The 13,943-nt window shown below is 42.9% G+C and carries 11 protein-coding genes; 6 read left to right on the top strand and 5 right to left on the bottom strand.

Annotated features, from left to right (window positions below):
- Nucleotides 1–110 precede the first annotated feature (110 nt).
- From H2O73_RS14445 to H2O73_RS14420, 6 genes are all read left to right on the top strand, one after another.
- Entirely contained in the window at nucleotides 111–1,664 is a 1,554-nt protein-coding gene (locus tag H2O73_RS14445) for a sugar ABC transporter ATP-binding protein (protein WP_182109570.1), read from the top strand.
- On the top strand, nucleotides 1,648–2,631 hold the full coding sequence (locus tag H2O73_RS14440; protein ID WP_220457603.1) for an ABC transporter permease: 984 nt from the start codon (nucleotides 1,648–1,650) through the stop codon (nucleotides 2,629–2,631). Before H2O73_RS14445 ends, H2O73_RS14440 begins: the two co-directional genes overlap by 17 nt.
- Before the next feature lie 16 nt (nucleotides 2,632–2,647).
- On the top strand, nucleotides 2,648–3,685 hold the full coding sequence (locus H2O73_RS14435; RefSeq protein WP_182109568.1) for a substrate-binding domain-containing protein: 1,038 nt from the start codon (nucleotides 2,648–2,650) through the stop codon (nucleotides 3,683–3,685).
- Between the two features lie 80 nt (nucleotides 3,686–3,765).
- The gene (gene mtnK / locus H2O73_RS14430) at nucleotides 3,766–5,031 is read left to right on the top strand and encodes an S-methyl-5-thioribose kinase (RefSeq protein WP_182109567.1); all 1,266 of its coding nucleotides are present in this window, start codon (nucleotides 3,766–3,768) and stop codon (nucleotides 5,029–5,031) included.
- Between the two features lie 9 nt (nucleotides 5,032–5,040).
- Complete coding sequence (gene mtnA, locus H2O73_RS14425) at nucleotides 5,041–6,147, top strand: S-methyl-5-thioribose-1-phosphate isomerase (protein WP_182109566.1); 1,107 nt, start codon at nucleotides 5,041–5,043, stop codon at nucleotides 6,145–6,147.
- A 53-nt stretch (nucleotides 6,148–6,200) separates the two neighbouring features.
- Nucleotides 6,201–6,845, top strand: a complete 645-nt coding sequence (locus H2O73_RS14420; RefSeq protein WP_182109565.1) for an L-fuculose-phosphate aldolase — start codon at nucleotides 6,201–6,203, stop codon at nucleotides 6,843–6,845.
- Nucleotides 6,846–7,282: 437 nt separating this feature from the next.
- Here H2O73_RS14420 and H2O73_RS14415 read toward each other — a convergent pair whose 3' ends face one another.
- The 5 genes from H2O73_RS14415 to H2O73_RS14395 all read right to left on the bottom strand — a co-directional run bounded on the left by H2O73_RS14415 (nucleotide 7,283) and on the right by H2O73_RS14395 (nucleotide 13,896).
- Nucleotides 7,283–8,032, bottom strand: coding sequence for a helix-turn-helix domain-containing protein (locus H2O73_RS14415; protein ID WP_246335930.1), 750 nt, complete (start codon nucleotides 8,030–8,032; stop codon nucleotides 7,283–7,285).
- Between the two features lie 587 nt (nucleotides 8,033–8,619).
- Nucleotides 8,620–9,966 carry a sodium/glutamate symporter gene (locus H2O73_RS14410; protein WP_182109563.1) on the bottom strand — a complete coding sequence of 449 codons (1,347 nt, stop codon included), beginning with the start codon at nucleotides 9,964–9,966 and terminating at the stop codon, nucleotides 8,620–8,622.
- Between the two features lie 967 nt (nucleotides 9,967–10,933).
- A complete protein-coding gene (locus H2O73_RS14405; protein ID WP_182109562.1) occupies nucleotides 10,934–11,572 on the bottom strand; it encodes a sugar transferase in 639 nt (212 codons plus the stop codon).
- A gap of 10 nt (nucleotides 11,573–11,582) precedes the next feature.
- Entirely contained in the window at nucleotides 11,583–12,764 is a 1,182-nt protein-coding gene (locus tag H2O73_RS14400) for a glycosyltransferase family 2 protein (RefSeq protein ID WP_182109561.1), read from the bottom strand.
- A 1-nt stretch (nucleotide 12,765) separates the two neighbouring features.
- Nucleotides 12,766–13,896: a glycosyltransferase gene (locus tag H2O73_RS14395; protein ID WP_182109560.1), complete on the bottom strand. Its 1,131-nt coding sequence runs from the start codon at nucleotides 13,894–13,896 to the stop codon at nucleotides 12,766–12,768.
- Between the last annotated feature and the right edge of the window lie 47 nt (nucleotides 13,897–13,943).

The raw sequence follows: 13,943 nt of genomic DNA, 5'->3' as shown, positions 1-13,943 counted from the left end.
GGCGGGAAATGCTGTTCATTTTTTAAACTGCTATCTTAATCACAGAATGCTTAACAATTGATCATCTAGTATTACTTTTGTAAATCACTTGGATGATCAATGGAGTGTTCATGTCAGAAGTCACAAATACTATTGAGATACGATCCATCAAAAAGGCCTTCGGTAGTAATACGGTCTTACATGATATTAGCCTGAGCATCGAAGGTGGGAGTGTCCTAGCGTTGATGGGTGCGAATGGCGCAGGTAAGTCAACGTTGGTGAAGATATTAAGTGGCGTTTATTCTGCAGATGAAGGCGCCATTTTTATAAACGATCAACCCGTTGACGTTTCGACCCCTCAGTCTGCACGTGATGCCGGCATTATCACCGTCCACCAAATCATTAACGATGGTGTGGTTCAAGACTTGAACATTGCTGAGAACCTATTACTCGATAAGTTGTGTGACGGACGGTTTAGCACTTTCATTACAAAAAAAGAGCTACAAAAACAAGCGCAACCAATCGCAGATAAAATTGGTTTAACCTTGCCTTTAGATACTCAAGTATCTGAATTGTCACAAGCGGACAAACAACTGGTCGCGATAGCGCGTGCTATTTCCGATAAACCTAAGCTACTTATTCTTGATGAGCCAACATCCTCACTTTCCGACACTGAATCGGTCAAGCTGTTTGAGGCAGTGCAAACCATGCGAAGCGAAGGTGTGGCGGTGGTTTATATCTCACACCGGATGTCAGACATTCGTACCCTTGCCGATAAAATTGCCGCGTTGCGTGAAGGTCGTATCGTGGGGATGTTCGAACCCCCATTAGATTACGATGCGGCCGTTGATTCAATGCTTGGTCATGCCGTGGGGGCTGTGAGCCACCAGTATCGAGAGGGTGACCATACTATTTTGGAGATCTTAGATGTTCGGTTGAAGCCCCATTCGGCGCCATTTGATCTGACGTTTAGAGCAGGTGAGATAGTCGTGCTTACAGGTCTTCTATCATCAGGGTGCACTTCAGTGGTTGAAGGCATCTTTGGCATGGCTAAATTTGCTTCTGGGCGCATCACCCTAGAGGGATACGATTGGACACCGAGCACACCAACCCATGCGATTAATAGCGGTATCTTTATGGTGCAAGAAGACCGTGGCAATAACGCTTTGATCCCTGATTTTTCGATAGAACAAAACGTAAGCTTACCTTTTTTAAAGCATTTTTCGTCGTTTGGTTTTATCGATACAAAGCGTGAAAAAGAGCACGTCACGGCGGCAATTCAAACCACCAAAGTAAAGTACACCGATCAAGAAGATTTAATGACGACCTTATCTGGGGGGAATCAACAAAAAGCCATGGTGGCTCGATGGATGATGGAATCATGCCATGTGTTATTGCTCAATGAACCATTCCAAGGTGTCGATATTTCTTCCCGCCGTCAAATAGGCGAGCTTTTGCGTAAAACTGCAAGTGACCGTGTCACAATTGCGGTTTGTACCGATGTTGAAGAGGCGTTAGAGATTGCCGACCGAATCATCGTGTTTAATCACAACAACCTAGTTGGCGTGCACCGAATAGATCAAATTCATATGCCAACACTGATCAATCAAATAGCGGCTGCTCCAGAAAAATCAAACGACAAGATAACGAATACAGAGGATGTCACTGATGAAAGATATGCGTGAATTTGCCATTAAATATGGCTTGCTAATTTTACTTGCTCTGATGCTGATTCTATTTTCAGTCGCGGAACCGGCGTTTCTTAGCACCATTAATATGATGATCATCCTCCAGTCAGTGTCGATTGTTGCCATTTTAGCCCTTGGCGTGACGGCAACCTTGGCAGTTGATGGTTTTGATTTGTCGATTGGTTCAACGGCGGCGTTTTCAATGATGACAGCCAGCTACGTAATGGTGGTGTTTGATGGTGGAACCGGCATGGCCATCTTTGCCGCCATTACGGTCGGCGTGTTGGTTGGCTTGGTTAACGGTTTTATGACTGTGCAAATGAAAGTGCCAGATCTGCTTACTACCTTAGGCATGATGTTTTTGTTATTGGGTTTACAACTTATCCCGACTCAAGGTCGTTCAATTTCAACGGGTATGTCTCTAGCAAATGGTGAAACGGCGACGGGCACTTTTTCTGAAAGCTTTTTGTTCCTAGGTCGAGCGCGCATTTTTGACATCATTCCTGTACCGGTTGTCATCATGTTGATACTGGCAGTGATCACTTATTTCTTCTTGGAGCGAACGCGCCATGGTCGAGTGATGTATGCCATTGGCTCGAATGAACAAGCGGCTAAATTAGCTGGTGCACGCATCAAGTTCTACCGTTATGTCGCTTATGTGATGTCTGGCGTTTATGCCTCAATTGGTGGCATTTTGCTGGCTGCCCGAATTGGGCGAGGTGACGTAAGTTCTGGCAACTCCCTGCTGATGGATGGTGTCGCAGGGGCGTTAATTGGTTTCGCCGTGCTTGGTGCGGCAAGACCTAATGCTCAAGGTTCGGCTATTGGCGCGCTGTTTGTCGGCGTACTGCTAAACGGACTCACCATGATGAATACTCCCTATTACACACAAGACTTTATTAAAGGCTTAGTACTGGTAGCAGCACTAATGTTTACCTTTGGCTTATCCAATAAACGTGCATAAATATAAGGAAATAACAATGAAGACCTTAAAAACACTCACTCTTTGCGCTTCCATCGCTGGTGTAATGGTGACAGGCAGTGTGGTAGCTGACACTCAATCTCCATTTGAAGGAAAAGAGTTGAGAATTGCCCACGTACGTTATCTGTCACAGGGTGATTTTCCAGAGTTGTACCTTAAAGGCGTAAAACGCCAATCTGAAGCACTTGGTTTTAAATTAGATGTATATGACGCGCGTCAAGACGCCTCGCTACAGCGCAACCAGCTAGAGCAAGCGATCATGAAAGGCTATGACGGTATCGTATTGCAACATGGCTTTACGGATTCAATTAAAGATTTGGCGGATCTAGCGGTTCAAAATGGCATTAAAGTGGTCGCTTTTGACGTAAACGCAGATAACCCAGCCATTCCACAGATCAACCAAGACGATCATTTGATTGCTCGTATGTCACTAGAACAAGCAGTAAAAGATAACGGTGAAGCTTGGAAAGCGGCTTATGTCTACGTTCCGGGTATTCCACCACTTGATCGCCGTGACGAAGTGTTTGCTGAATTCAAAACAACCTATCCAAATATTGAAGAGATCGCGCGTTTTGGCACCATGAACAACCCAATTCCTAACCAAGTTGCGGACCAAGCAGCGGCAGTATTCCGTGCAAATCCAGACATTTCTGTTGCGTTTTCACCTTATGATGAGTTTGCCAAAGGGATAAAAATTGCGGTTGATGAAGCTGGCTTAGCAAGCAAGGTTAAGATTTACAGTGCTGATATTTCTAATTCTGATATCCAAGCTATGCGTGAGCCAAATAGTGCATGGGTAGCAACCGTGGCAACCAACCCATCAATCATGGGTGAGGTGAGTGTTCGAGCGTTGGCGATGCTAATGAACGGTGACAAGGTTGAAAAGCAGGTAACTGTTCCACCAGTACTGATCACGCAAGAGATGCTTAACCAACAAGACATTAAAAATATGGACGACTTGGTAAGCAAGATTCCTTCGTTCTCATCTTCAACCGTATTGGTGACTGATTGGATGCCAATGCCAACGGTTAACTAATTTAGTTTACCAACAAGTTCCGTATTTAAGGGCGAGAAAGCTCGCCCTAGTTCCGCATTACAATATTAAGGATGGTCGTTATGTCGAATACCGTTCCAGCTGGCTACGCGCCTTTAACCAGTGAATCTTTACCTTCATACCTTAGCAAGAAATTACCGAGTGATTTGGTCTTGGGTGGTGAGCCCAAAGAGTGGACAGTAAAAGAAGTCGGTGATGGCAACTTGAACTTAGTGTTTATTGTTGAAGGATTAGAGAAAACGATTGTTGTAAAACAAGCATTACCCTACGTACGTGCGGCGGGTGAGAGTTGGAAACTTTCTTTAACGCGCGCTTATTTTGAGTACAACGTACTTAATATAGAAGCGAAGTTTGCTGGGCATAGATTGGTACCGCAAGTTTATTTCTATGATCAAGATATGGCCATTTTTGCCATGGAATTTTTATCACCACACGTGATTTTACGTAAAGAGTTGATCGCAGGTAAAACCTTCGCTTGCTTGGCTGAGGATGTGGGTGTTTTCTTAGCGCAAACGCTATTCCACACCTCTGACATCGGCATGAATGCTGAAGAGAAAAAAGCTCTGGTGTCAAAATTTGCTGTGAACCATGAGCTTTGCAAGATCACCGAGGATTTGATTTTCTCTGAACCTTATTTTGACGCCGAGCGTAATAACTGGACATCTCCTCAGCTTGATGCCGATGTGCATAAAGTCTGGCAAGACGAAGAGATGATTCAAGTGGCAATGCGTTACAAGTATAAATTTATGACAGAGAGTCAAGCATTGCTACACGGTGATTTGCATTCAGGATCGATCATGGTTACTGAGTCAGAAACCAAAGTGATAGACCCTGAATTTGGCTTCATGGGACCGATGGCGTTTGATATTGGCAACTATGTTGGCAATTTACTTATGGCATATTTCTCTCGTCCTGGTTGGGAGAGTGACGAAGCGAAATGCGATGAATACCAACGCTATCTTCTTGAACAAATCACCTCAACTTGGCATGTGTTTGTGACCCACTTTACCCAGCTTTGGAATGACAAGCAGCAGGGTGATGCCTATCCCGTCGAAATCTATCAACAAGGTTTGGGTGAAAAAGTACTGCAACGCGCGCAAAGCGAATTCTTCCAAACCCTGTTAGAAGAAACGTTGGTGAATGCGGGATTAGAGATGAACCGCCGCATCATTGGGTTTGCCGGAGTGGCTGACTTTAAAGAAATTGAAAATGCTGAGTTACGCGCAAGCTGTGAGCGTCGAGCACTAAAACTGGCTCGTGAGCTCATCGTAAATGCAAAAGAATACAAAGAAATTGCCACTATTGGTCAGTTTGCACAAAGTTGCTAAGAGGTTGCTATGAAAATTAATGGAAAACACCAACGTACAGTATGGGTGGCAAAAGATGGATGGACGGTAGAGATATTAGATCAAACCAAACTCCCGTTTGAGATTGAAGTCATACAACTTGACTCAATGAAGTTAGCTGCGACCGCCATTCGAGAGATGTGGGTGCGAGGCGCGCCTTTAATCGGTGCAGTTGCTGCCTATGGTATGGCATTAGGCATGACAGAAGATACCAGTGATGAACATCTGCAAACGTGTTACGACGTTTTGATAGAAACGCGCCCGACGGCAATCAACTTAAAGTGGGCGCTGGACCGTACCTTCGCGAAACTTAAAAATGTGGCAAGTGAACAGAGAAAAGCTGTGGCGTATCAGTTAGCTGCGGAAATTGCCGATGAAGACGTGCAGTTGTGTGAAAGCATTGGTGAACATGGTTTAGAAATCATCAAACAGATTGCCGCGAAAAAGCCAGCAGGCAGCACCGTTAATGTGCTCACACACTGTAATGCAGGTTGGTTGGCAACGGTTGACTGGGGGACCGCAATTTCACCTATCTATAAAGCGCATGAAGCGGGTATTAAGGTTCATGTTTGGGTAGATGAAACACGCCCACGTAACCAAGGTTTGTTGACTGCATTTGAACTGGGTTCTCATGGGGTACCGCACACTTTGATTGCGGATAATGTTGGTGGTCATTTAATGCAGCATGGCGACGTTGACTTGTGCATCGTCGGGACAGACAGAACCACAGCCAAAGGGGATGTGTGTAATAAGATTGGTACTTATTTGAAAGCGCTAGCGGCCTATGACAATAACGTTCCTTTCTATGTTGCCTTGCCATCCCCAACGATTGATTGGACTGTTTATGATGGCGTTAAAGAGATCCCTATCGAGCAACGTTCAGGGGATGAACAGTCTCATGTCTACGGCATTGACCCAACGGGTAAGCGTAGCTGGGTGAACACGGCTCCTGCTGGTACCGAGTGTGGCAACTATGCCTTTGATGTGACACCGGCTAAATATGTGACAGGGTTGATTACTGAGCGTGGCGTCTGCGCCGCGACAGAGCAAGCGCTCGACGAGATGTTTGCCGATCTTAAACGACCTGAATTGGTTTAGTGCTGTTAAGAATAATGGTGGAGTCATTTGGCTCCACTCAATAGGATCACATTATGAATCGAGAACAACTTGCCCAAGAGATCATCGATACTTGTCTAGAAATGAACGCACTAGGGCTCAATCAAGGAACATCGGGAAATGTCAGCGCCCGCTACAAAGAGGGCATGTTAATAACGCCTAGTGGCATTCCTTATAAAAAACTGACCCCAGACATGATTGTCTATGTTGATAAAGAGGGCAATTATGAAGCGGGTAAGGTGCCGTCTAGTGAGTGGCATTTTCACTTGTCGTGCTTTGCTGCAAGACCTGAGTTAAATGCTGTGGTGCACAACCATGCAGTACATTCCACAGCTGTGTCCATTTTGAATCGCAATATTCCTGCTTTGCATTATATGGTGGCGGTCACTGGAACCGACCATGTACCGTGTTTGCCTTATTCAACCTTTGGCAGTCAGCCACTCGCTGATAGTGTCGCTAATGGTATTCGTGAAAGCAAAGCGATATTGATGCAGCACCACGGCATGATTGCGATGGAAGTGAACTTAGAAAAAGCACTGTGGTTAGCCAACGAAGTGGAAGTATTAGCCAATCTCTATTTGAAGATTGCTGCAGTACAAAGTGAAATACCGACATTGCCTGCGCAAGAGATGCAGGTGGTTCTTGAGAAATTCAAATCTTATGGTTTGAAGTCAGAATAGTTGCTATAGAAGCAGTGGTTTCACTGATGTAAATTGTAAAAACTCGCTGATATAAGGCGAGTTTTTTATTACAAATAAGAATGTTTATACAGAATTTTACGGCTTAAATTGTAATAAGTTGACCAGAAATTATAATGCCGAATAAGTGCCATTTAGTTAAAATAAACAGTGTGTAAGGAGTCATAAAATCAAAACTAGTACCACTGGGATTATTTTTACTAAAAACCATTACAAATATACTTAAATTAGATTTAAGTATAAAACAGAGATAAAGGGAAGGTAGTGCTAAGCTTTAAATGTTTTCAATGTCTGGAGCGATGGAGTTGTCTTAAGTTTTTGGCAATTTTCCAACAAGATGACCTAGTAACTCAAGATGAACTTGATCAAGCAGAAAGTGAAGCATAGACTTGCTTCCGGTTTGTATTAATTAAGAGTTTTCAATTTAACGAGTTTGTTTCTTTTGACGTTTGTCGGAACTTTTGTGGCGTCATGCCGTATTTCTTTTTAAATATGGTGCAAAAGTAAGCTGAACTGTTGAATCCACTTAGTTCACTAACTTTAAATATGTTAAAGTTGGTGAATGTTAAATAATTTATTGCTAATCCGAGTCTGACGCTGTTCAGTAGTTTTGAAAAAGATGTGTTCTCCCTAGATAAGTTTCTTCGCAATGTGGAGTTGCTTGTGAAAATCCTTTTAGCCGCATTCTCAAGTGTCCATTTATACATTGGCTCGTCTAGAAATAATCTAGTTAAGCGCTCTGATACTGATAGATGACATGCTTGATGGAATAACAGGCTAATATCATACCCTTGGGTATATAAGATAAGTAATAGATGGAGAACCGATTGTTTTAGAGTTAGGTTTTTAACCTCTCGTCCTAAATGGCAAGAAACTAAAGAATGATTTAAGGCAAATATACTAGCAAGATCATCGCCTTTCGCTAGTATGTAATCAGCATTATTTTTTCTATCTAATATAAAATCATTAATGAGCAACAGCTTTTCTTTGAGAGCAGCTTTGTCTCGCTTGTTGATTGTGAATAGTTCGAGAACCCCATCAGAACGGTCTTTTTGAATGTCACACTGGATTAATGACTCAGCAGGAATTACCAATAAAGACTGGTCAAAATTGGCGATTTTAGACCCATTAATGAAAGCGCTACCACTATAACCATCTGCTCTGATCAAAAAGACCTGCTTCGTCCTGAAGGGCTGAAGATTGACACTGTTTGTTGTAACTTTATGAAAATACATGCTCTATGACTATATGGTAATAGAGAAGCAAATGCTTCAGGTTAAATGTATGCAGTAATCAACAAAAGTTCTCGCCAAACAACAAGAAGGATCGGTCGTTTAAACGCAGTTGATTACTACCAATGTAAGTGCTGTTCCATCTTGTTTTAGCAAGCGTGAAATCTTATGTAGTTGTTGATTTTTCTTCACAAAAATCGAATAGAAATTATATGATTTAGGTCGAACGAAAGCAGCTAGATGAAGTTGTATTGAACAATAGGCTGATGGCAATGCATCCAAAAGATTTGTGCCTTGCTGACTCAAGCATTTTACCAAATGAAGCGTAGGTTGTCATTTAGCTATCCGCTCACTTTATTTAAGTCAAAGAGCACGCTTTGTTTACTTTCATCCCTCAAATTTCTATCCGTAATCGAACAGAGATCATCTCTTCTAGTGAGTTGCACTAGGCTAAATTTTCCACATTACTCTTAAGTTGCCGACCTAAATATTTGTTAGGTCAGCAGTTAAAAATTCTTTAGCGGTTATGTGTTTTCTTGTTGATTGACCCAAGCATTGCGGTTTAGCACGAAGCGCCAAACAAATAGTACTATGGCGATATAACTCAATCCAACCCCAACCGCTTGCCAATGCATACCGTTGTACATTGCTATTGGCATCAGAGAAATAATGAAAATGTCGGTAATGGAGCCGGGAACATAGGCAATCACATAGTCATCTAAAACTTTGCTGCGCATATTAGGGTCGACAATTCGCAGCAGTGCTATACCCATTGCAACCGTGCCTGTCAGCCATCCCCATGTAAACAACCCTTTTTCAAACCAATCTTTGCCGAGCATGCGGGGCGCAACCCAGAGTATTAACCATAACGTGAAAATGATGCCACCAGTTGCCAAAATAACCATAGGGAGAAGGTAGTGGGCGAGCACGGTGATCTTGATGGCAGAAATACCAAATATAATTAGGTAATCAGTGCTTATGCCCGCGGCATGGTTGAAAGCCTCATCACATAAGTACAGGTTTGCATTGGTGCGTTTTGCAATGATGCGTACAAACATGCCAGCTAGAAAGCCAGTGACGAATGTTGGTATTTGTACATTCTCAGAAAATGAAGATAAGTAATTGGCTGAAACAAATGAAAAGGCGGTAACGAGTACAACCAAAGCGGCATGAATCGCAAATGAATCGACGGAAAGCGAAGACATGGTGTCTTTCATAACGGACGGTTGTTCCGAGGGTTTAATTAGACCTTTGCGCTGATGTTTATCCATGCTTGCAAAAGTCGTAAATGTATCAATCCAACCCATTCTCAACGCAAATTGAAGGATCAACATACCTACTGAGATAGAGACGAATATACCAATGGTGGCGAAAGTTAAACCTAAGGTGAAACCATCTTCCCATCCTAGCCCTGTTAAAATATCACCAACAACCGTTGCGGAACCATGTCCACCCATAAAGCCAGCAGACAGTGTCACCCCGATTGCTGGATTTAAAGCTGGCCAAAAGCAGGTTGTAATAAATAAACCAAACATTGCAGCAAAAAGCCATTGGGATACAGAAGCGATTTGATTAAACGCCCATAACGAACCAGCCCGTTTGGCTACGATTCGTGGCGAGGGTAAGTCAGTGGCAAGCCCTAATGAAGAGAACAAGGCAGCGGTAAGAATACCGGCATTTGCTGTAAAAGTGTTGGTCCATGGCAGAAAATTAGCGAGAGCAGGACCAAGAAGCAGTCCGATTAAACCTGCTAAAACAGCGGAAGGTAGGTACATGCGTTGTAGTAATGGCAGGTGAACACGAAGAATTTTCGCAATCAGTAATAGAAAGCCGGCAATGGCTAAGTCGGTGAGCATTAGACCTTGTGGCATTGGTCCTCCAGTAATGCGATGAATAGGGACGTAATTAAGTTACGAGTGATGGGTTACAAACCAGAAATATCCCGCGTTATTGGGATTCTAAACGGCTGGTTATATATGAAGAGATGGAAATACATAGAGTTAAGCTGGTGAACTTTGGTGAATTGAGTAACCAAAATTCAAAGTGAGGGTATGCTAATTCATCGCCCTTATTTTATGCAAGTCACTACATTTAAGAATGCGCTCAGTTTTTTCTATTATTCGTGTCAAGTAGGAACTAAATAAGCAGCGTATTACCTATATATTAATATTTATTTTACTTCGTATTTATTGGTCATAAAGTGAAATTTAATGAGCTAATATTATCTAGCGCATTGTATTTATTAATGTAAAATGAACTCGTTGTTTGGATGAGGTGATTTGTAATCAAGATTTCATTTTTACTAACACAAGCTTAGAATGTCCTTTGTTAAGATAAATATTATTTATAGTCTGTTGCCCATCAGTTTGTGCTGATGGGCTTTTTTTATGTCTTAGTTTATGGCGGCTAGCACGAAGGGATGTTTTCGTTTAATAGAATCGCGTTGGAGATAGCGGGGATAATTTAAATGCTTTCGTGTTGAAAATAACATAATCTTCAATTTATTGAGCAGATATTAAATTGAAAGTTTAATATCATGCAATTACTATTGTTACTGTAGTTTGGCTACTTGAGTTAAGAGCTCTGTTCTAAATTATTCATACATTGATTGTCTTCCTCCTTATATAAAAGCAAAGTGTGCATTTATATATATATAATAATAATGTTAGGCTTGTCCTAAGTTCTAATCCTTGCCCACTTTCTTGGAAGTGGGCTTTTTTTGTTTTTCCTAGGCGTTGACAGCCATTTTGCAAAAAAATTACTCGAGCTGGAAAAACCAAACTAACGTATAAAACCCAGTGTTTGATAGAGTCCGTCAGTACCGGCATACGTACGAAATTATTGACCTCTGCCATTAAACATCACCAATACTGTCATTAGAATGATATTCATATCCATTATTAACCAGGACTTGGTCGAGCGTAATGACAGTGCGTAGCTGTGATCAAATCCCACTTTACTGCGCACATCATCAATACAGGTATCATAACCTTGATTGACTTGAGCCAGCCCTGTAATGCCGGGCATAACGCCATAAGTGCGGTCGGCGAAATAAGGGATCTCTGATTCCAATTTTTGATAGAACGTTGGGCGCTCAGGGCGTGGACCAATTAATGACATATCACCTTGCAAAACATTGATGAGTTGAGGCAGCTCATCAAGTCGTGTTTTCCTTAGAAATCGACCGACAGGGGTGATTCGTGGGTCGTTTTTGCTTGCCCATACCGCACCAGAACGGCTCTCTGCATCTTGGTACATAGTGCGGAATTTGATGATATCGAAAAACTCCATCTGGCGGGGTGTTGATTTACCCACGCGTTGTTGTTTGTAGAACACTGGACCTTTAGAGCTGAGTTTTATTGCAATCGCGATGAGTGGGAAAAGCGGCAGCAATAATAGTAACGCCAAACTGGCACCGAATAGGTCAATAAAACGTTTGGCAACCCAGATTGGGTAGTTAGCGATGACGTGTGGCATGGTGTTCTCCTTAAATCCGTTTCCAATGGTTGTTTTCTCGACCAAAAATGTAGCGTAAGCCACCATAGAGATTGGCACTATGCCCTGTGATGAAGTAGCTTAGAAATTGAATATATCGGTGTGAAAAAATGGTGGGTAAAACCAAACCCAGTACAGCAACCAAATAGGTGGTGATCTGAATAAGTAGCAATGTAAAAAACAGAGGTTGCGTGCTTAAAAGTAGTGAAGAAAAAAAGCAAATCAGCATTAAATAAGGGGTAATTAGGCGTAACGTTTTTCCAGAAGCGAATGTAAATGCGACCGCTTTGTAGCGGGGCAAGAGTAGCTCTGCTAGCAGTATTGTCTGTTGCATGTTCCCCGCCGAAATTCGTAAACGTCGTTTAAAGTCATTTGCTTGGCTGCATGCTTCAAGTTCCAGTGCGTTTACGTTTGGCTCGTAAACAGCATCATGTCCCGCTCGCACTATCGTCATTGGAATGATGAAATCATCATTAATTGTGTTGCTCGATAATGGCTGGAAAAGGTGGGTGCGGAAGAAGAAAAGTGCACCATGCGCGCCAATATTCGCACCCAAAGTGGCTTCACCTTGCTGCACCATAGCTTGATAATGCCAGTATTTCAGTTCGCCTTGATTCACGCTGTCCAGCATCTGGTAGTGGCTATTGACTACGCCGACATTAGGGGCGCGAAAATGTTGTTCGGCAAGTAACAACGCGTCCACAGAGATAAGGGCAGAGACATCACTGAGTGCCGTGATGTCGCTATCGATTATCGCCATCATATGATTGATTAGTGCTGTTTTACCGCGATTGTTGGCAAAGTTAACAATTTCAAAGTAAGTTTCGCTACAGATCGCTTCTTGAATCGTCGCTTCGGCTATCTCCACGGTGTTGTCTGTACACCCATCACAGGCGATGATGACTTTGTAGCTATCCCGAGGGTAATCCAAGCATGAGAGGTTACGGATTTTTTCAGCTATCCATAGCTGTTCGTTATACGCAGGAACAAGGATGGTAATACTGGGTCTGGCGCGATCCGCTTTACACGCTTGGTATCGTCGTTCGGTTTGTGCTCCGTCATTGATGGGTCTTGTGCGACAGACCCATTTCAATAAAATCGGATACCCAACATGGTGGTAAACCACGAGCGTCGCTGAGGTAAAAAACAATCCTGCAAGAAATATATCCAGCATATCAACGCACCTCCATGGCCAGGTTTTGGTAGGTTTGAATCATTTTTTCTAAGTCATTGTGTTCAAGCACAAAACGCCTTGGGCTGTGTCGTTTACCTTCTGCAAGAGCGTGAAGCAATGCGCTAGCAAGTGCGTTTGCATTGCTTGGCTCAACACAAATACCACTTTCAGGACAAAGTGTTTCTTTTACTGCGCCAACATCTGTCGCGACCGAGATAACATCACAGGCTTGCGCTTCTAGGGTGGATAATGGAAAACCTTCGTGGCGAGAAGGCAAACAGAATAGGTCAAGTGATTGATAAAAACGTGGCATATCATCAATTAATCCTAACCAAAATACGCGTTGTTCCATGCCCAATTCGACGCTCAGTTCTTGCAGGGCTTTGAGTTGGCTTCCTTGTCCGGCGACCGCTAGTGAAACGTGTTCAGGTAATATCGTTAAGGCTTTGAGTAAAATATCTTGTCCTTTAACGTGTTCAAGCCTGCCAGCGCAACCAATAATGGTTCCATTTAGAGGTAGCCCAAGCCTGCGTCGAGCTAGTGCTTGTGACGCGGGTTTAAAACGTTGGCAATCGATGCCGTTTTTTATGACAGAAATATCATCATAAGCAAATTTATTGTTCAATTGGCGCCCGACAAAATCGGCATCGGCAACTAAGCGTGGTTTAAATACCGCCAGTGCCAGGCGTTGTAGACGAGCATGCTTGGGATTATCTAAATGCCAGCAGTCATGTTCGGTATGAATTAAACATTTTACCTTCGCCAATCGTGACGCACTGCCCGCATACAGAAGTGGACCAATATGATGTGTATGAACAACGTCGGGCTGTAACCTCTTAAATATTCGGCTTAGTTTCCTGATCGTGTTCAGGTCAGCACCACTTGGTTTATTAAGGAATATGAGTTGGCGATTGAACTCACTTAACTTCGTCCAAGCTGATGTGGCGCTGGATTTTTTACCTTCAAGGCTGATAACCAGGGCTTTGTTGGCTTGGTCTGAATGACGCAAAATCTCTAGTACGAGGGATTCAATACCACCAGGATAGAGGTGTTGTACTACATGCACGGTAAGCCGAGGATGTACCTGCTGGTGATGACTATTATCACAATGATGATTGATGACTGAATACATAAATGACCTCCGATAGCTTATAGAGGTTTTGCATCAAGTGTGCCAGT

The organism is Vibrio marinisediminis, from assembly GCF_014050145.1.
Classification (GTDB): domain Bacteria; phylum Pseudomonadota; class Gammaproteobacteria; order Enterobacterales; family Vibrionaceae; genus Vibrio; species Vibrio marinisediminis.
The sequence above is the reverse complement of the archived record's forward strand: the minus strand, read 5'-3'. Positions and strand labels throughout refer to the sequence as shown.

Bases quoted from the DNA above. Each gene is read 5' to 3' on its own strand.
- H2O73_RS14445 (WP_182109570.1), top strand. From the start codon at position 111: ATGTCAGAAGTCACAAATACTATTGAGATACGATCCATCAAAAAGGCC.
- H2O73_RS14440 (WP_220457603.1), top strand. From the start codon at position 1,648: ATGAAAGATATGCGTGAATTTGCCATTAAATATGGCTTGCTAATTTTA.
- H2O73_RS14435 (WP_182109568.1), top strand. From the start codon at position 2,648: ATGAAGACCTTAAAAACACTCACTCTTTGCGCTTCCATCGCTGGTGTA.
- mtnK (WP_182109567.1), top strand. From the start codon at position 3,766: ATGTCGAATACCGTTCCAGCTGGCTACGCGCCTTTAACCAGTGAATCT.
- mtnA (WP_182109566.1), top strand. From the start codon at position 5,041: ATGAAAATTAATGGAAAACACCAACGTACAGTATGGGTGGCAAAAGAT.
- H2O73_RS14420 (WP_182109565.1), top strand. From the start codon at position 6,201: ATGAATCGAGAACAACTTGCCCAAGAGATCATCGATACTTGTCTAGAA.
- H2O73_RS14410 (WP_182109563.1), bottom strand. From the start codon at position 9,966: ATGCCACAAGGTCTAATGCTCACCGACTTAGCCATTGCCGGCTTTCTA.
- H2O73_RS14405 (WP_182109562.1), bottom strand. From the start codon at position 11,572: ATGCCACACGTCATCGCTAACTACCCAATCTGGGTTGCCAAACGTTTT.
- H2O73_RS14400 (WP_182109561.1), bottom strand. From the start codon at position 12,764: ATGCTGGATATATTTCTTGCAGGATTGTTTTTTACCTCAGCGACGCTC.
- H2O73_RS14395 (WP_182109560.1), bottom strand. From the start codon at position 13,896: ATGTATTCAGTCATCAATCATCATTGTGATAATAGTCATCACCAGCAG.